Annotated in this window: 15 protein-coding genes and 1 other RNA gene; 2 read left to right on the forward strand and 14 right to left on the reverse strand. The window is 61.4% G+C overall.

Features of this window, described 5'->3' with window-relative positions; genetic code table 11:
* The 14 genes from RHP74_RS25710 to rsmI form a co-directional block, all read right to left on the reverse strand.
* The gene (locus tag RHP74_RS25710) at positions 1-957 is read right to left on the reverse strand and encodes a D-alanine--D-alanine ligase (protein WP_311096613.1); all 957 of its coding nucleotides are present in this window, start codon (positions 955-957) and stop codon (positions 1-3) included.
* Positions 954-2,414 (reverse strand): UDP-N-acetylmuramate--L-alanine ligase, encoded by a 1,461-nt coding sequence (murC, locus tag RHP74_RS25715; RefSeq protein WP_311096614.1) that lies wholly within the window; start codon positions 2,412-2,414, stop codon positions 954-956. Before murC ends, RHP74_RS25710 begins: the two co-directional genes overlap by 4 nt.
* Positions 2,407-3,477: an undecaprenyldiphospho-muramoylpentapeptide beta-N-acetylglucosaminyltransferase gene (gene murG, locus RHP74_RS25720; RefSeq protein WP_010458119.1), complete on the reverse strand. Its 1,071-nt coding sequence runs from the start codon at positions 3,475-3,477 to the stop codon at positions 2,407-2,409. Before murG ends, murC begins: the two co-directional genes overlap by 8 nt.
* Complete coding sequence (gene ftsW, locus RHP74_RS25725) at positions 3,467-4,684, reverse strand: putative lipid II flippase FtsW (RefSeq protein WP_010458121.1); 1,218 nt, start codon at positions 4,682-4,684, stop codon at positions 3,467-3,469. The genes murG and ftsW overlap by 11 nt, the downstream gene beginning before the upstream one ends.
* Positions 4,681-6,027 carry a UDP-N-acetylmuramoyl-L-alanine--D-glutamate ligase gene (gene murD / locus RHP74_RS25730; RefSeq protein WP_311096616.1) on the reverse strand — a complete coding sequence of 449 codons (1,347 nt, stop codon included), beginning with the start codon at positions 6,025-6,027 and terminating at the stop codon, positions 4,681-4,683. The genes ftsW and murD overlap by 4 nt, the downstream gene beginning before the upstream one ends.
* Before the next feature lie 5 nt (positions 6,028-6,032).
* Positions 6,033-7,115, reverse strand: coding sequence for a phospho-N-acetylmuramoyl-pentapeptide-transferase (gene mraY / locus RHP74_RS25735; protein ID WP_010458126.1), 1,083 nt, complete (start codon positions 7,113-7,115; stop codon positions 6,033-6,035).
* On the reverse strand, positions 7,115-8,482 hold the full coding sequence (gene murF / locus RHP74_RS25740) for a UDP-N-acetylmuramoyl-tripeptide--D-alanyl-D-alanine ligase (protein ID WP_311096617.1): 1,368 nt from the start codon (positions 8,480-8,482) through the stop codon (positions 7,115-7,117). Before murF ends, mraY begins: the two co-directional genes overlap by 1 nt.
* The gene (locus RHP74_RS25745; protein WP_311096619.1) at positions 8,475-9,938 is read right to left on the reverse strand and encodes a UDP-N-acetylmuramoyl-L-alanyl-D-glutamate--2,6-diaminopimelate ligase; all 1,464 of its coding nucleotides are present in this window, start codon (positions 9,936-9,938) and stop codon (positions 8,475-8,477) included. The genes murF and RHP74_RS25745 overlap by 8 nt, the downstream gene beginning before the upstream one ends.
* The gene (locus RHP74_RS25750; protein ID WP_311100558.1) at positions 9,938-11,677 is read right to left on the reverse strand and encodes a penicillin-binding protein 2; all 1,740 of its coding nucleotides are present in this window, start codon (positions 11,675-11,677) and stop codon (positions 9,938-9,940) included. The genes RHP74_RS25745 and RHP74_RS25750 overlap by 1 nt, the downstream gene beginning before the upstream one ends.
* Positions 11,677-11,970 (reverse strand): cell division protein FtsL, encoded by a 294-nt coding sequence (ftsL, locus tag RHP74_RS25755; protein WP_010458132.1) that lies wholly within the window; start codon positions 11,968-11,970, stop codon positions 11,677-11,679. Before ftsL ends, RHP74_RS25750 begins: the two co-directional genes overlap by 1 nt.
* Positions 11,967-12,914, reverse strand: coding sequence for a 16S rRNA (cytosine(1402)-N(4))-methyltransferase RsmH (gene rsmH, locus RHP74_RS25760; protein WP_010458133.1), 948 nt, complete (start codon positions 12,912-12,914; stop codon positions 11,967-11,969). Before rsmH ends, ftsL begins: the two co-directional genes overlap by 4 nt.
* On the reverse strand, positions 12,911-13,366 hold the full coding sequence (gene mraZ, locus RHP74_RS25765; RefSeq protein ID WP_008025967.1) for a division/cell wall cluster transcriptional repressor MraZ: 456 nt from the start codon (positions 13,364-13,366) through the stop codon (positions 12,911-12,913). Before mraZ ends, rsmH begins: the two co-directional genes overlap by 4 nt.
* 355 nt (positions 13,367-13,721) lie before the next feature.
* An RNA gene (rnpB, locus tag RHP74_RS25770) (RNase P RNA component class A) lies at positions 13,722-14,075 on the reverse strand.
* A 76-nt stretch (positions 14,076-14,151) separates the two neighbouring features.
* Entirely contained in the window at positions 14,152-15,057 is a 906-nt protein-coding gene (gene rsmI, locus RHP74_RS25775; RefSeq protein ID WP_167362276.1) for a 16S rRNA (cytidine(1402)-2'-O)-methyltransferase, read from the reverse strand.
* A gap of 175 nt (positions 15,058-15,232) precedes the next feature.
* On the opposite strand from rsmI, the gene RHP74_RS25780 reads away from it, so the two are divergent.
* Together RHP74_RS25780 and RHP74_RS25785 are read left to right on the forward strand one after the other, a co-directional pair.
* On the forward strand, positions 15,233-17,044 hold the full coding sequence (locus RHP74_RS25780; protein ID WP_311096621.1) for a penicillin-binding protein activator: 1,812 nt from the start codon (positions 15,233-15,235) through the stop codon (positions 17,042-17,044).
* Positions 17,044-17,406 carry a YraN family protein gene (locus RHP74_RS25785; protein WP_007904371.1) on the forward strand — a complete coding sequence of 121 codons (363 nt, stop codon included), beginning with the start codon at positions 17,044-17,046 and terminating at the stop codon, positions 17,404-17,406. Before RHP74_RS25780 ends, RHP74_RS25785 begins: the two co-directional genes overlap by 1 nt.
* The last annotated feature ends 12 nt before the right edge of the window (positions 17,407-17,418 follow it).

The raw sequence follows: 17,418 nt of genomic DNA on the forward strand, positions 1-17,418 counted from the left end.
TTAACCCCGCGCCTCGATACTTGCGGCCAGAATCGCCAGAACCAGTTGCTGGAAATCCAGACCGGCGGCACGGGCCGCCATCGGCACCAGGCTGTGATCGGTCATGCCCGGTGCGGTGTTGACTTCGAGGAACCAGAACTGCCCGTCGGCGTCCTGCATCACGTCTGCCCTGCCCCAACCGGCGATACCCAGCGCCTCACAGGCTTTCGCCGTGAGGTCCATCAGTTCTTTTTCCTTGGTGCTGTCCAGGCCACACGGGATCCGGTACTGAGTATCGGAAGCCACGTACTTGGCGTCGTAGTCGTAGAAGCTGTGCGTGGTGCCCAGGGCAATCGGTGGCAACACCTGGTCACGCAGGGTGGCGATGGTGAACTCCGGACCTTGAATCCATTGCTCGACCAACACTTGCGAATCGTAGGTACTGGCCGCTTTCCAGGCGTCGATCAATTCCGACGCGGACGTCACTTTGGCCATCCCGATACTTGAACCTTCATGGGCCGGTTTGACGATCAAAGGGAAGCCCAGTTCCGTCGCTGCCGAAATACAATCAGCCTCTGAGCTCAGTACCGCGTGACATGGCGTCGGGATACCGAGGCTGTGCCAGACCTGTTTGGTCCGCAGCTTGTCCATGGCCAGTGCCGAAGCCAGGATGCCGCTGCCGGTGTAGGGAATACCCAGGCATTCGAGCAGGCCCTGCATGCTGCCGTCTTCACCGCCACGACCGTGGAGGATGACGAAGGCGCGGTCGATCTTTTCGTTCAGCAAACGCTGCAGCAGGTCATCGCCCACATCGAGGCCGAACGCATCCACACCGGCGCTCAGCAGCGCGTCGAGTACCGCGTTGCCCGACTTCAGGGACACCTCACGCTCCGCACTTTTGCCGCCGAACAGCACGGCGACGCGGCCGAAGTCTTTCGGCGCGACCGTGGAGACGAGGTTGGCGTAGGCAGCAGTCATTTCAACTTCCCCGCAGTCGGCGCGGCAACAGCACCCGCAAATAGCGGACTGGCCAACAGTTTCGGGGCGAGACCACCGATATCACCGGCGCCCTGGCACAGCAGTATGTCGCCGGCACGCAGCAGCGGCTTGACCAGTGGCGCGAGGTCGACTCCGCGCTCGATGTAGATCGGGTCGAGCTGACCGCGCTGACGAATGCTGTTGCACAGCTTGCGGCTGTCGGCGCCCGGAATCGGTTCTTCACCGGCCGGGTAGACTTCCATCAGCAGCAAGACGTTGGCATCGGCCAGTACATTGACGAAATCGTCGTACAGGTCGCGGGTACGGCTGTAACGGTGCGGCTGGTAAACCATCACCAGACGGCGCTCCGGCCAGCCACCGCGGACGGCCTGGATCACGGCCGCGACTTCGGTCGGGTGGTGACCGTAATCATCGACCAGCATGACGTTGCCGCCATCGACCGGCAGTTCGCCGTAGACCTGGAAGCGTCGACCGACACCCTGGAAGCCGGACAGGCCCTGGACGATGGCTTCATCGCTGACGCCCTCGTCGGTGGCGATACAGATGGTTGCCAGCGCGTTCAGCACGTTGTGGTTACCCGGCATGTTCACCGAGACATCCAGCGGCTCGCGATCAGGGCGCAGTACGGTAAAGAAGGTCTGCATGCCTTGCTGGCGCACATTGATGGCGCGCACGTCGCAGTCATCGCCGAAGCCATAGGTGACCGTCGGGCGTTTCACCAGCGGCAGGATTTCACGCACCACCGGATCGTCCAGGCACACCACCGCCAGACCGTAGAACGGCAGGTTGTGGAGGAACTCGACGAAGGTTTTCTTCAGTTTGTTGAAGTCACCGTCATAGGTCGCCATGTGGTCGGCGTCGATGTTGGTGACCACGGCCACCAGCGGCTGCAAGTGCAGGAAACTGGCGTCGCTTTCGTCGGCTTCGGCGATCAGGTAGCGGCTGGTGCCAAGCTGGGCATTGGTGCCCGCGGCATTCAGGCGGCCACCGATGACGAACGTCGGGTCCAGGCCACCGGCCGCGAACACCGAAGCGATCAGGCTGGTGGTGGTGGTTTTGCCGTGCGTACCGGCGACGGCGATGCCGTGGCGATAGCGCATCAGCTCGGCCAGCATTTCTGCGCGTGGCACCACAGGGATGCGACGTTCCAGCGCGGTGGCGACTTCCGGGTTGGACGTGTTCACGGCGCTGGATACCACCAGCACGTCAGCGGCAGCGGCGTTTTCAGCACGGTGACCGATAAAGATGTGCGCGCCAAAAGACTCGAGACGCTCGGTCACGGGCGAAGCTTTCAGGTCGGAACCGGACACTTCATAGCCCAGGTTCAACAACACTTCGGCGATGCCGCACATGCCCACGCCGCCGATGCCGACGAAGTGGATGCGACGGATGCGGCGCATTTCCGGTTGCGGCATGGCTTTCTGTTTCTCAACCATGGGCCACCTCCAGGCAGGTATCGACCACGTTACGGGTGGCATCGGGTTTGGCCAGGCGGCGTGCCGCAGTGGCCATGTCGTTGAGTCGTTGTGGTTGCATCAGGACCTCTGTCAGGCGTGCGGCAAGATCCGCTGCGCCAGTCGTTCTTTGCGGCATCAGGAAGGCAGCGCCTTCACGGGCCAAATAATCGGCGTTGCGGGTCTGGTGATCGTCGATCGCGTGGGGCAATGGCACCAGCATCGAGGGCAGACCGGCGGCAGCCAGCTCACTGATGGTCAATGCGCCTGCGCGGCACACCACCAGGTCGGCCCAGCCATAGGCTTGGGCCATGTCTTTGATGAAAGGCTGCACTTGCGCCTCGACGCCAGCCGCGCGATAGCGCTCTGCAGTCACTTCATCGTGGTTTTTGCCGGCCTGATGAAACACTTCCGGGCGCAGGTCGGGGGCGACTTGCGACAGGGCTTCAGGCAGCAACTTGTTCAAAGGCTCTGCGCCCAGGCTTCCGCCCAGAATCAGCAAACGCGCCTTGCGACCCGCCAGGGCGGGGCGCTGTGTTTCGAGGAACAGCTCGGTGCGCACCGGGTTACCGGTGGTCCGACGGCTGTCCGACAGGGTAAAGGTGTCGGGGAACGCTTCACAGACTCGGGCGGCCAACGGCACCAGCAACCGATTGGCGGTACCGGCCACGGCGTTCTGTTCATGAACGATCACCGGCACGCCGGCCAGTTTGGCTGCAACGCCACCGGGGCCGGTCACATAACCACCGAAGCCGACCACGCACACTGGCCGCAGCTGACGAATGATCGCCCGCGCCTGCCAGACGGATTTGAGCACCATGAACGGCGCCTTGAGCAGGGACAACTTGCCCTTGCCGCGCAGACCGGTGGCGTTGATCCGATGCAGCTCGATACCGGCCATCGGCACCAGGTCGTTCTCAATCCCGCGCGGGGTTCCGAGCCAGTGCACGGTGTAACCGCGGGCCTGGAATTCGCGGGCGCACGCCAGCGCCGGGAACACGTGGCCACCGGTACCGCCCGCCATGATCAAGACGTTAGCGCCCATGGGTCGGCTCCTCGGCGAAGTCGCTCTCATGGAACTCCATCTCTTCGCTGCCCAGGTGGGTTCGACTCTCCCACTCGATGCGCAACAACAAGCCGAGACAGGCACCGCAAATCACCAACGAACTGCCGCCATAACTGAGGAACGGCAGGGTCAGGCCTTTGGTCGGCAACAGGCCGACGTTCACCCCGATGTTGATCAGGAACTGGCCGATCCACAGGAACGACAGGCCATAAGCGATGTAGGCGGCGAAGAATTGCTTGGCCTTCTCGGCCCAATAGCCGATGTACATGCCACGCACGCAAACAAAGACGAACAACGCCACCGTGCACAAGGAACCCACGGCACCCAGCTCTTCGGCAAGGACTGAGAACACGAAGTCGGTGTGGGCTTCCGGCAGGTAGAACTGTTTCTGCACGCTGTTGCCCAGGCCAACGCCCAGCCATTCGCCGCGACCAAACGCGATCAACGCCTGCGACAACTGATAGCCGGCACCGAACTGGTCGGCCCATGGATCGGCAAAGTTGGTCAGACGCGCCATTCGATACGGCTGAACTTGAATCAACAGCACCACCGCCCCGACCGCCAGGACCACCATCAAGGAGAAACGGAACAGTCCGACCCCGCCGAGGAACAGCATCGCAGCCGCCGCGCCCATCATGACAACGGTGGCGCCGAAGTCCGGTTCCATCAGCAACAGACCGGCCATGGGCAGCAGCACGATGAACGGCTTGAAGAAGCCCATCCAGCTTTCCCGCACTTCTTTCTGGCGACGCACCAGATAACCGGCGAGGTAGATCACCACGAACACCTTGGCGATCTCGGATGGCTGGACGTTGAAGAAACTGAAACCGATCCAGCGCATCGAACCGTTCACTTCACGGCCGATCCCCGGGATGATCACCATTACCAGCAAACCGAATGCGCCGAGCAGCATCAGCCAGCCCAGGCGCTGCCAGGTGGCGATCGGAATCATCATGGTGACGACGCAGGCACCCAGGCCCAGCACGATGTAGATCAAGTGGCGAATCATGTAGTACAGGGCACTGCCCGACTGCACGGCCGCCACTTCGGTCGACGCCGAGGCAATCATCACCAGCCCGAGACCGATCAAGGCCAGGCAACCGGCGAGCATCGGGAAGTCGAGGTCGATCCCGCGTCCGGTGATGATCGGCGACGGATAAGGCTTGATGATGTTCATCAGGCTCATACCAGATCCTCCACGGCGCGGACGAACTGGTGACCACGGTCTTCGTAATTCTTGAACATGTCGAAACTGGCGCAGGCGGGCGACAGCAGCACGGCGTCACCCGGTTCGGCGATGGCGCGGCATTGGGCAACCGCTTCATCCAGCGAACCGACGCGAATCAGCGGCACGGCATCGCCGATGGCCTGGCCGATCAAGTCAGAGTCACGGCCCATCAGGACCACGGCGCGGCAATTGGCTGCCACCGGATCCCGCAGATCCTTGAATTCGGCACCCTTGCCATCGCCACCGGCGATCAGCACGAGTTTGCCGTCGATGTCCGCACCCAAGCCTTCGATGGCCGCCAGTGCGGCGCCGACGTTGGTGGCTTTGGAATCGTTGTAATAGCTCACGCCGTCCAGCTCACGAACCCACTGGCAACGATGTTCCAGCCCGGCGAAGGTGCGCAGGCTCGAGAGCATGGCGTCGAAAGGCAGGCCGACGGCATGGCCCAGGGCCAATGCTGCCAACGCGTTGGCCTGGTTGTGGGCGCCACGAATTTTCAACTCGCGCACCGGCATCAGGTTCTGGAATTCGAAGGCCAGGTACTTCTCGCCGTCTTCTTCGCGGATACCGAAAGCCTTGAAATCGGGCTTGCTCAAACCGAAGGTCCAGCAAGGCTGGCCCTCGCCCATCAGCGGACGGCTCAGGGCGTCCTGACGGTTGACCACAAACTGTTTCGCGCCACGGAAGATCCGGTGCTTGGCCAGGTGATAGGCCGGCAGACCGCTGTAGCGGTCCATGTGGTCTTCACTGACGTTGAGCACGGTCGCCACTTCGGCGTTGAGTTGATCGGTGGTTTCGAGCTGGAAGCTCGACAACTCCATCACGTACAACTCGACGTCGTCGCTGAGCAAATCCAGCGCCGGCGTACCGAGGTTGCCACCGACAGCGACACGCTTGCCCGCCGCCACCGCCATCTCGCCGACCAGGGTGGTGACAGTGCTTTTCGCGTTGGAACCGCTGATGGCGACAATCGGCGCCTTCGCGTTACGCGCGAACAGCTCGATGTCACCGGACAATTTCACGCCACGGGCGGCGGCAGCCTGCAGGGCCGGAGTCGCCAGCGCCAGGCCGGGGCTCACGTAGAGTTCGTCGGCACGGCACAGGAACTCGACGTCCAGCTCGCCACAACGCACTTCCACGTGCGGATAGTCACGCTTGAGCGCGGCCAGTTCCGGTGGATTTTCCCGCGTATCGGCCACAGCAAACGACGTGCCCCGGTTCGCCAGGAAGCGAACCAGGGACATGCCGCTCTTGCCGAGGCCGACAACGATGCGGAAGTGGTCAGAAGCGATCAGAGACACTCGTTCTACCTCAGCTTCAGGGTGGCAAGGCCGACCAGTACGAGAATCACGGTGATGATCCAGAAACGGACGATCACACGCGGCTCGGGCCAGCCCTTGAGTTCAAAATGGTGGTGAATGGGTGCCATGCGAAACACACGGCGACCGGTCAGCTTGAAAGAAGCAACCTGGATAACCACGGACAGGGTTTCCATCACGAACACGCCGCCCATGATGAACAGGACGATTTCCTGACGGACGATCACCGCGATGGTGCCCAGGGCCGCGCCCAGCGCCAGCGCGCCGACGTCGCCCATGAAGACCTGCGCCGGATAGGTGTTGAACCAGAGGAAACCGAGGCCCGCACCGATCAAGGCACCGCAGAACACGATCAACTCACCGGCGCCCGGCACATACGGAATCAGCAGGTATTCAGCGAATTTCACGTTACCGGACAGGTAGCAGAAGATGCCAAGACCGCCGCCGACCATCACCGTCGGCATGATCGCCAGACCGTCGAGGCCGTCGGTCAGGTTGACCGCGTTGCTCGAGCCGACGATCACGAAATAGGTCAGAACGACGAAGCCTATGCCCAGCGGAATGCTGTAGTCCTTGAGCATCGGCAGGATCAGGGTCGTTTCCACCGGCGTCGCAGCGGTCATATAAAGGAAGATCGCCGCGCCCAGGCCGAACACCGACTGCCAGAAGTATTTCCAGCGGCTCGGAAGGCCTTTGGAGTTTTTCTCGATCACTTTGCGATAGTCGTCGACCCAGCCGATAGCGCCGAACAGCAACGTCACCAGCAACACGGTCCAGACATAACGGTTGCTCAGGTCAGCCCAGAGCAAGGTGCTGACGCCGATGGACGACAGGATCAGTGCACCGCCCATCGTCGGGGTGCCCGACTTGGACAAGTGCGATTGTGGACCGTCGTGGCGAACGGATTGACCGATCTGACGGTTCTGCAAAGTGCGGATCATCCACGGGCCATAGCACAGGGACAAAACCAGCGCGGTCAGCACACCGAGGATCCCGCGCAGGGTCAGGTACTGAAAGACCGCGAAGCCTTTGTAGAACTGTTGCAGATACTCCGCTAGCAGCAGCAGCATTAATGTTTCTCCAGACTGGACCCGCACAAAGCGGCGACGATGTTTTCCATCGCAGCGCTGCGCGAGCCCTTGATCAAAATGGTGGTGTTTGTGTCTTGCTCGGCGCCCAGGGCCTTGATCAGCTCAGCCTGAGTGCTGAAGTGAAAGGCCTGTGGACCGAAAGCGTTCACGGCGTGAGCCATCAGTGGTCCAACGGCGTAAAGCGCGGAAACCTTGCCGTGGGCGTACTCGCCCACATCGCGGTGCCCCTGCTCTGCCCAATCGCCCAGTTCGCCGATATCTCCGAGCACCAGAACGGTGCGGCCGGAAAAGCCGGCGAGTATATCAACGGCGGCGCACATGGAGGTGGGGTTCGCGTTGTACGTGTCATCGATCACGCGCATGCCATTGCTGGCCAGTTGCGCGACGGTGCGGCCCTTGACCGGTTGCACCGCGCCGAGGCCGGTGGCGATGCCGAACAGCGACACGCCCAAGGCGTGTGCGGCAGCGGCGGCGGCCATGGCATTGGTAACGTTATGAGTGCCGAGCAGGTTCAGTTGAACGCGCTCCACACCTTCAGGACTGTGCAGGTTGAAGGCCGGGCAACCGCGCGCATCGCGATCCAGGTCGCTGGCATAGAAGTCGGCGCTTGGGTTGTTCAGGGCGAACGTCAGGACTTTGCGGCCGGCCGCACGGGCCTTCCAGATGCCGAACGCCTTGTCGTCAAGATTGAGCACAGCGACGCCATCGGCCTCCAGCCCTTCAATGATCTCGCCCTTGGCTTCAACGATTTTTTCCGGCCCGCCGAACTCGCCGACGTGGGCGGTCCCGGCGTTGTTGAGCACGGCCACGTGCGGCTTGGTCATGCCGACGGTGTAGGCAATTTCGCCAAGACGCGAAGCACCGAGTTCGATGACGGCCGAGGTATGTTCCGGCGCGAGTTCGAGCAGGGTCAGCGGGACGCCGAGGTCGTTGTTCAGGTTGCCACGGGTCGCCAGGACCGGACCGCGCGTGCGCAGGATGCTGGCGAGCATTTCCTTGACCGTGGTTTTGCCGCTGGAACCGGTGATCGCCGCGACCGGGTTGGTAAACGCGGCACGGTTCATCGCGCCCAGTTGGCCCAACGCCTGGCGGGTGTCCTTGACCAGCAATTGCGGCAGCGCGCTGTCGGCGACTTCGCGCTCGACCAGAGCGGCAACCGCGCCTTTGCTGGCGACGTCGTTCAAATAGTCATGACCGTCGAAGCGCGGACCGGCCAGGGCAATAAACAGTTGGCCCGGTTTGATCGCGCGGCTGTCGATGCTGACGCCATCGAACGTGGCATCGGCTGCGATCAATCGTGCATTCAGTGCGCCAGTCAGCTCACTCAGTTTCAACGCTTTAAGCATGGGCCACCTCCCATGCGGTCAAGGCGTGATCGGCCTCGACCAGATCGGAGAAAGCGTGACGCTCGCCATTGATTTCCTGATAGTCCTCGTGACCTTTACCGGCCAGGACAATCACGTCATCCGCCGAAGCACTGGCGATCAACTGGGCAATCGCCTGCCCACGGCCAGCGACAAAGGTGACTTTATCCACAGCGGTGAAACCGGCGCGGATGTCATCGAAAATCAACGAAGGATCTTCGGTGCGAGGGTTGTCATCGGTGACCAGCACGCCGTCGGCCAGACGTTCGACCACTTCGGCCATCAGCGGACGCTTGCCGCGATCGCGATCGCCGCCACAGCCAAACAGGCACAACAAACGGCCTTTGGCGTGTGGACGCAGGGCCATCAAGACCTTTTCCAACGCGTCCGGGGTGTGGGCGTAATCGACCACCACCAGCGGCTGAGTGCCGCCGCCCAAGCGCTGCATGCGACCGGCCGGGCCTTCGAGTTTCGGCAGGACCTTGAGGATTTCGTCCAGTGCGTAGTCCAGGCCGAGCAAGGCACCGACGGCGGCCAGCACGTTGCTCAGGTTGAATCGGCCGAGCAAGGTGCTGCGCAAATGGTGTTCGCCCTGAGGCGTGACCAGCGTGGCGCGCACGCCTTCGTCATCGAACTGCGCTTCACGGCAATACAGGTAAGCGCTGGAATCTACCAGGCTGTAGGTAATCAGGCGCGACTCACGTTTGTCCGCAGCCAGTTGGCGGCCGAACTCGTCGTCGAGATTGATCACCCGGCACTTCAAATCGTTCCAGGCAAACAGCTTGGCCTTGGCTTCGCCGTAGGCTTGCATGGTGCCGTGGTAATCGAGGTGATCGCGGGACAGGTTGGTCATCACCGCCACATCGAATGCCAGCGCGGTCACGCGGCCTTGGTCCAGGCCGTGGGAAGACACTTCCATGGCGACGGCTTTGGCGCCGGCCTTTTTCAGGTCAGCCATGGTCGCTTGCACGGCGATCGGGTTCGGCGTGGTGTGCAGGCCACTTTCCAGTGCACCGTAGAAGCCGGTACCCAGGGTGCCGACAATGCCGCAATGCTGGCCGAGCAAATCCAGGGCTTGTGCAACCAATTGCGTGACGCTGGTTTTGCCGTTGGTGCCGGTCACGCCGACCAGGTTCAGGTGCCGGCTCGGGTCGCCATAAAAGCGACCGGCGATGTCCGACAGCTGCGCCGCCAGGCCTTTGACCGGAATCAGCGGCACGTCGGTGATCGGCAAAACGGTAGCGCCTTCGACTTCGTAAGCCACGGCAGCAGCACCGCGTTGCAAGGCATCGACGATGTGCGCGCGCCCGTCGAGCTTGCCGCCAGGAACGGCGAGAAACAGATCGCCAGCCCGCACGTTACGGCTGTCCAGGGTCAGCTCGCGGATCAACAGATCGCGGCCGGCGTGGGCGAAAATCTTGTTCAGGCTCAAAGACATTAGCCGCGCCCTCCATTGGCTTTCAGTGGAACGACCGGTGTGGCGTTAGCGGTTTGCGTCGGTGGCAGGTTGTCCGGGGTGATGTTCATCAGGCGCAGCGTCCCGGACATCACTTTGCTGAACACCGGGGCCGATACCAGACCACCGTAGTAACCGGCTTTGGTCGGTTCATCGATCACCACCACGATTGCATAGCGCGGATCGCTCATCGGGCCGAAGCCGGCGAACAGTGAGCGGTAGGAATTCTCGGCGTAGCCTTTGGTGCCCACCGACGTCTTGCGCGCAGTACCCGACTTGCCGGCCACGTGATACGCCGGCACCTGCGCACGGAATACACCGCGCGGAGCCTCGATCACCTGGGTCAGCATGCCTTGCATGGTTTTCGCGACGGCTTCCGGCAGCACTTGCGTGGTTTGCGCTGGTTTGTCGGTTTTGATCAGGGTCAGCGGTGCGAGACGACCGTTGTTGGCCAGGGCCGAGAAGGCGTGGACCAGCTGGATCGCGGTCACGGAAATACCGTAGCCGTAGGACAGCGTGGCGGTTTCAGCCTTGCGCCATTCGCGGTAGTTCGGCAGGTTGCCAACGCGTTCGCCCGGGAAGCCGAGACCGGTGTCCTGGCCGAGGCCGACTTTCTGCGCGAGGCGGAAGATGGTTTCGCCGCCGATATCGAACGCGACCTTACTCATGCCGACGTTACTGGAATTGATCAGGATGCCGGTCAGGTCAAGCACCGGGCCTTCGGACCTGGAGACGTCCTTGATGGTGTATTTACCAATCTGCAAAGTGCCCGGGTACACCTCGACGGTGTCGCTCGGTTTCCAGCGCCCGGTTTCGATCGCTGCACTCATGGAAATGGCTTTCATGGTCGAACCCGGCTCGAACACGTCGATCATGGCGCGATTGCGCATCATCGCCGGTTGCAGGTTGCGACGGTTGTTCGGGTTGTAGGTCGGCTGGTTGACCATGGCGAGGATCTCACCGGTCTTCACGTCCATGATCACCAGGCTGCCGGCCTTGGCACCGTTCTCGATGATCGCGTTACGCAGCTCGCGGTTGGCCAGGTATTGCAGACGCAGATCAATGGACAACGCCAAGGGCTTGCCGGCCTTGGCGTTTTTGGTGACCTGGACATCCTTGATAAGTCGGCCACGCCGATCCTTGATGACCTGTCGCTTGCCGGGGACGCCGGCCAGCCATTCGTCGTAGGCCAGTTCGACCCCTTCACGACCGTGGTCATCGATGTCGGTAAAGCCGACCATGTGTGCGGTGACTTCACCGGCCGGGTAGAAACGCCGGAACTCTTCGATGCCGTAGACACCCGGCACTTTCAGGTCGAGCACGGACTGGCCCTGCTCGGGGGTCAGCCCGCGGACCAGGTAGATGAATTCTTTGTTGGCCTGGGCTTCGAGACGTTCGGCCAGGGCTTTAGGGTCTTGGCCCAGCGCGGCCGCCAGGGCTGGCCATTTATCTTTGGCTAGCTGCATTTCCTTGGCGTTCGCCCACAGAGTGGTGACCGGGGTACTCACGGCCAAAGGCTCGCCGTTACGGTCGGTGATCAGACCACGGTGAGCCGGAATCGGAATGTGACGAACGCTGCGCGCATCGCCCTGACCTTTAAGGAAGGCACGGTCGACGACTTGCAGGTCGATGATGCGCCAGCAAATCGCCGCGACCATGATGCCGAGCAAGCCCAGCACCAGGCGGAAACGCCATGGGAACAGTGCGCCTTCGAGTTTCATCATGGCGCCACCATCTGCACTTCAGCGGCGCCGGGAATGCGCATCTTCAGTTGCTCGGTGGCCAGCACTTCGATACGGCTGTGCGCAGTCCAGGTGCTCTGCTCGAGAATCAACCGGCCCCACTCCGCCTGCGCCTTGTCGCGCACGCTCAACTCGGCGTACAGCGAGTTCAGCAACTGACGGTTCCAGTGGGCGCTGTACGACACGCCGATGGCCGACACGAGCACGCCAATAAACAGCAGCAGCATGAAAAAGCTTCCGCCGGGAAGAGGCTTGGCGAAAAGCTTGCTCACCGCAGCTTCTCCGCGACGCGCATGACAGCGCTCCGGGAACGTGGGTTGGCTTTGAGTTCGGCCTCGGAGGCGGACTGCGCTTTGCCATGGATTTTGATGATCGGTTCGAACGCGACGTGACGGACCGGCAGGTTGCGCGGCAGGTTGTCGGCTTCGCCTTTTACCAGCTTGCGCATGAACAGTTTGACGATGCGGTCTTCCAGCGAGTGGAAGCTGATGACGACCAGACGGCCGCCGATCTCCAGGCAGTCCAGTGCGGCTTCGAGGCCGGCTTCCAGGTCGCCCAGTTCGTTGTTGACGTGGATACGCAGGCCCTGGAACGCACGGGTGGCAGGGTTCTTGCCCTTTTCCCATGCCGGGTTGGCGACTTTCAGGACTTCAGCCAGGTCGGCCGTGCGCTCGAACGGCTTGATGTCGCGACGCTCGGCTACGGCACGGGCCATGCGGCCGGAGAAACGCTCTTCGCCGTATTCCTTGAATACGCGGGCGATCTCTTCCACCGGTGCGGTGTTGACGAATTCGGCAGCGCTGATCCCGCGGGACGGGTCCATGCGCATGTCCAGCGGGCCATCATTGAGGAAACTGAAGCCGCGCTCAGGGTCGTCGAGCTGTGGCGAAGACACGCCCAGGTCGAGCAACACGCCGCTGACCTTGCCGTGCAGGCCACGTTCGGCCACTTCCGAACCCAGCTCGGCAAAGCTGCGCTGCACAACGACAAAGCGGCCGTCTTCGGCCGCTAGCGTTTGCCCGGTGGCAATCGCTTGAGGATCTTTGTCGAATCCGAGGACCCGACCATCGGGGCCGAGCTGGCTGAGGATCAACCGACTGTGCCCGCCGCGCCCGAACGTACCGTCCAGATAGCAGCCATCAGGACGTACGGCGAGAGCCTCCACGGCTTCGTCAAGCAGTACGGTGATGTGGTTAAAGCCGCTATCAATAGTCACAGGATCAAATCACGCAGTTCATCAGGCATGGCGCCCGGTTGTTGAATAGCAGCCAGGTCAGCGGCAGAAACCGCATCCCAGGCATCCTCGTCCCACAATTGGAACTTGTTCAGTTGGCCTACCAACATCGCGCGCTTATCCAACCTGGCATATTCACGAAGACGCGGCGGAACCAGAAAACGACCACTGCCATCGAGCTCGAGGTCGACGGCATTACCAATCAGCAAACGTTGCAGGCGGCGGTTCTCTTCGCGAAGCGAAGGCAGTGCGCGCAGTTTGGTTTCGATAATTTCCCACTCATCGAGGGGGTAAACACACAAACACGGATCAACGGCATCAATTGTGACGATCAGTTGACCGGAACTACGCGAAACGAGCTCGTCACGGTACCGGCTCGGCATAGCGAGACGGCCCTTTGCGTCGAGACTGATAGCGTTAGCTCCGCGAAACACGTCAGCGTTTCTCCAAATATTAGCGTTTTACGCTCAAAAAACCCACTTCATGCCACTTTCCGCCACTTGCGCACACTATAGGAATGCGGCCACCGCACCGTCAAGGCGCGGTTTAAAGGAAAAGCCTTACAGAACTGAGATTTAGGAGGGTAAACGGAGGGGTAACGACAATCTGACGGCTGAATTTGCCCAATAACTTGAATCAGCACAGAAGGCTGCGTTCGAAAGTTAAAGTAGTTTGTTAAGAGTAAGATTTTTTCGGTATTACGAAAGTGTTCTGGCAACGATTCTGGAAGGAGGGAAAATGCTACTACCAGCGCCCTGCTTAAATGATTAAAGCAGGGAGGAGAAAAAGGTGGAGAGTCGATCTGTAAGCCGGGTTCTGTCTTGAACAGTCATTCGTCTACGATGGCCATCACTGGACATCTTTAGCAACCTACCCGGTCCCAGCGCGGGCCACGCCTTGGGACCCTATTTGGTCTTGCTCCAAGTGGGGTTTACCTAGCCACGAACTGTTGCCAGACGTGCGGTGCGCTCTTACCGCACCTTTTCACCCTTACCGGCGCCGAAGCGCTTAGGCGGTTATTTTCTGTGGCACTTTCCGTAGGCTCACGCCTCCCAGGCATTACCTGGCACTTCGCCCTATGGAGCCCGGACTTTCCTCCCCCCCCTAATTTTCATAGAGGGCAGCGACTGTCCAATCGACTCTCCGCCGCGAAGGTTAACGGCAGAGCGGCCGAAGAACAAGCGCTAAACGCCTTTGGCTGCTCCTGTGCGTCGGGTTTTTACTCGCCCTTCTGTTTATCCAGCGCCACCTGATAGAGCACATTCTTGCGCTCACCGGTAATTTGCGCCGCCAATGCCGCCGCACGCTTGAGCGGCATCTCTTCAAGCAACAGATTGAGGATGCGCATGGCCTCACTGCTGACCGCGTCCTCGGTCTCGGGTACAGACCAGCCCGCCACCAACACCACACACTCGCCACGCTGCTGATTGCTGTCCGACTCGACGAACTCACGCAGCTCGGCCAGCGGCAGGCCTTTGAGGGTTTCGAAGGTTTTGGTGATTTCACGGGCCAACAACGCCGGACGTTCAGGACCGAACACCAGCTCCATGTCTTGCAGGCACTCAAGGATGCGATGCGGCGCCTCATAGAAAATCAGTGTGCGCGGCTCTTCCTTGACCAGCTCAAGACGAGCACGACGACCGACAGCCTTGGCCGGCAGGAAGCCTTCGAAAATGAAACGGTCCGACGGTAGCCCCGCCGCCGACAATGCCGCGATCAATGCACAGGCACCCGGAACCGGCACCACATTGATCCCGGCGGCACGAGCCTGACGCACCAGGTGATAACCCGGATCGGAAATCAGCGGCGTGCCAGCATCGGAGATCAGCGCCACATCATCCCCCGCCAGCAATCGCGTGATAAAGCGGCTACCCTCGTCGCGCTCGTTGTGCTCATGGCACGCGGCCAGCGGCGTGGGAATGCCGAAATGCTGCATCAGGCGCTGTGAGTGACGAGTGTCTTCGGCGGCAATCAACGCGACGTCGCGCAGGATCTTCAGCGCACGTGCACTGATGTCGTCCAGGTTGCCGATGGGCGTCGCCACCACATAAAGCGAGCCAGCAGCGGAATTCAAAGCACCTGGAGCAGTCAAAGCGCACACCTCATGATCGGTAAAAGGCGACATTGTAGCGCGTAGCGGCGCTTGCGATCGCCCCGCCCTCCTCAGGTTTTTCAGGCGTTTGTGCAGCGCTGCAACATTTGTACGAGCTAAATTGATCGATTCACGCCAGTAACATCGCGCCCCGGCCAGTGCTTGGGTACAATTCCACGCTAATTTGATCGAGTATCAGGAACACTACATGATCGCTTGCCTGCGGCTGTTCACTGCCCTCTGCCTCGCTGCCTTGCTGGCGGCTTGCGCCAGCTCGCCCTCCTCCAGCCTTGGCGAACTTCCACGGACCCCTGACGCCAGTATCGAGCAGCTGCTCGAACAGGCCGCTCAAAGCAAGGACCCGGAAAAAGCTGCGTTGCTGCGCCTGAGCGCGGCCGACCAGGCCTATCGTCAGGGCAATGCCGGCCAGTCCGCGCAAATCCTGCAACAGGTTCCGGTGGAACAACTCAAGCCAGGCCAACAGGTCTTCGCCAGCACCCTGGCGGCTGAACTGGCCATGGCGCGCAATCAGCCCAAGGCGGCGTTGACTGCCTTGAGCCATCCGAGCCTGCAACGCCTGAGCGAGTTGCCGGTCGAGCAACAGGTTCGCACCGGCACTGTCCATGCTCGCGCCCTTGAGGCCGACGGACAGACGCTGGCCGCCGCACGGGAGCGCATTTTCATCGCACCCATGCTCGAAGGTGAAGCCGCCGCCAAAAACCACGAAGCGATCTGGACCCTGATCGCCTCGCTGCCAACCGATCAACTGCAGCCCACCACCAATGATGACCTCGGCGGCTGGATGGGCCTGGCACTGGCGGTGAAAACCGCCGGAACCCTGGAACAGCAGCAAGCCGCGATTGACAACTGGCGCGCCCAGAACCCTAAGCACCCGGCTGCCATTCAGTTGCCTCTGCCACTGACCAAGCTCAAGGAACTGGCCAGCCAGCCCCTGAGCAAGATCGCCCTGCTGCTGCCGCAAGACGGCCCGCTGGCGTCGGTCGGCAAAGCACTGCGCGAAGGCTTCATGGCTGCTCACTACCAGGCTCAACAAGCCGGGCAGAAGCCGCCTGCCATTGAGTTCTATGACAGCTCGAAACTGACTTCGATGGACGAGTTCTATCGCAAGGCCCAGGCCGATGGCGTGCAACTGGTGGTCGGTCCGCTGGAAAAACCACTGGTCAAACAGCTCAGTGCTCGCCCGCAACTGCCGATCACCACCCTGGCGCTGAACTACAGCGAAGGTGAACAAGGTCCGGCCCAGCTGTTCCAATTTGGTCTGGCCGCTGAAGACGAAGCCCGTGAAGTGTCTCGTCGCGCTCGCGCCGACGGCCTGCATCGCGCCGCCATCATGGTGCCGAAAGGCGAATGGGGCGATCGCGTGTTGCGCGCATTCAGCCAGGACTGGCAAGCCAACGGTGGCAGCATTGTCGCGACCGAGCGCGTTGACCAACCGGTTCAACTGGCCCAGCAGATTGCCGACATGTTCCAGCTGCGCCAGAGCGAAGGTCGCGCCAAGAGCCTGCAAAGCACCGTCGGCTCGCAGATAGCAGCCCAGCCTTCGCGCCGTCAGGACATCGAGTTCATCTTCCTGGCTGCTACTCCGCAACAGGCCCAGCAGATCAAACCGACCTTGAACTTCCAGTACGCGGGCGATGTGCCGGTTTACGCCACCTCCCACGTGTTCAGTGCCAGCGGCGACGTGAACCAGTACAACGACATGAACGGCATCCGCTTCTGCGAAACCCCATGGTTGCTGGACGCCAATGATCCGCTGCGCAAACAGGTCACCGCACAATGGCCGCAAGCCGCCGGCAGCCTCGGCCGCCTCTACGCAATGGGCGTTGACGCCTATCGCCTGGCACCGCGACTGGGGCAACTCAAGGCACTGCCGGACAGCCGTATTGAAGGTCAGTCGGGCAGCCTGGGCATGACTCAAAACCAGCGCGTGGTGCGCCAGTTGCCTTGGGCACAGTTCGTCAGCGGTCAGGTTCAACGCCTGCCGGATACCTCACGCTGATGCCTGACAGGTCACGCCAGCAAAGCGGTAAAGATGCCGAGCGCCATGCGCTCGAGCATCTTCAACAGCAAGGTCTGCGCCTGCTGGCGCAGAACTGGTTGTGTAAACGCGGCGAGCTTGATCTGGTCATGCTTGATGGCGATACAGTAGTATTCGTTGAAGTCCGCTATAGAAAAAACACCCAGTGGGGTGGAGCGCTCGACAGCATCGATGGGCGCAAACGGCAGAAACTGATTTTCGCCGCGCAGTATTTTCTTCAGCGCGAGTCGCGTTGGGCCAATTCCCCCTGCCGCTTCGACGTGGTTGCCATCGACAGCAACCTCGATCAGTTGAACTGGTTGCAGAATGCCTTCGATAGCTGATCGCCTGCACCC

Origin of the sequence: Pseudomonas sp. SG20052 (assembly GCF_031766055.1) — a bacterium.
Lineage (GTDB): Bacteria > Pseudomonadota > Gammaproteobacteria > Pseudomonadales > Pseudomonadaceae > Aquipseudomonas > Aquipseudomonas mandelii.

Coding starts and splice junctions, on each gene's coding strand:
- RHP74_RS25710 (WP_311096613.1), bottom strand. CDS start 957: ATGACTGCTGCCTACGCCAACCTCGTCTCCACGGTCGCGCCGAAAGAC.
- murC (WP_311096614.1), bottom strand. CDS start 2,414: ATGGTTGAGAAACAGAAAGCCATGCCGCAACCGGAAATGCGCCGCATC.
- murG (WP_010458119.1), bottom strand. CDS start 3,477: ATGGGCGCTAACGTCTTGATCATGGCGGGCGGTACCGGTGGCCACGTG.
- ftsW (WP_010458121.1), bottom strand. CDS start 4,684: ATGAGCCTGATGAACATCATCAAGCCTTATCCGTCGCCGATCATCACC.
- mraY (WP_010458126.1), bottom strand. CDS start 7,115: ATGCTGCTGCTGCTAGCGGAGTATCTGCAACAGTTCTACAAAGGCTTC.
- murF (WP_311096617.1), bottom strand. CDS start 8,482: ATGCTTAAAGCGTTGAAACTGAGTGAGCTGACTGGCGCACTGAATGCA.
- RHP74_RS25745 (WP_311096619.1), bottom strand. CDS start 9,938: ATGTCTTTGAGCCTGAACAAGATTTTCGCCCACGCCGGCCGCGATCTG.
- RHP74_RS25750 (WP_311100558.1), bottom strand. CDS start 11,677: ATGAAACTCGAAGGCGCACTGTTCCCATGGCGTTTCCGCCTGGTGCTG.
- rsmI (WP_167362276.1), bottom strand. CDS start 15,057: ATGTCGCCTTTTACCGATCATGAGGTGTGCGCTTTGACTGCTCCAGGT.
- RHP74_RS25780 (WP_311096621.1), top strand. CDS start 15,233: ATGATCGCTTGCCTGCGGCTGTTCACTGCCCTCTGCCTCGCTGCCTTG.
- RHP74_RS25785 (WP_007904371.1), top strand. CDS start 17,044: ATGCCTGACAGGTCACGCCAGCAAAGCGGTAAAGATGCCGAGCGCCAT.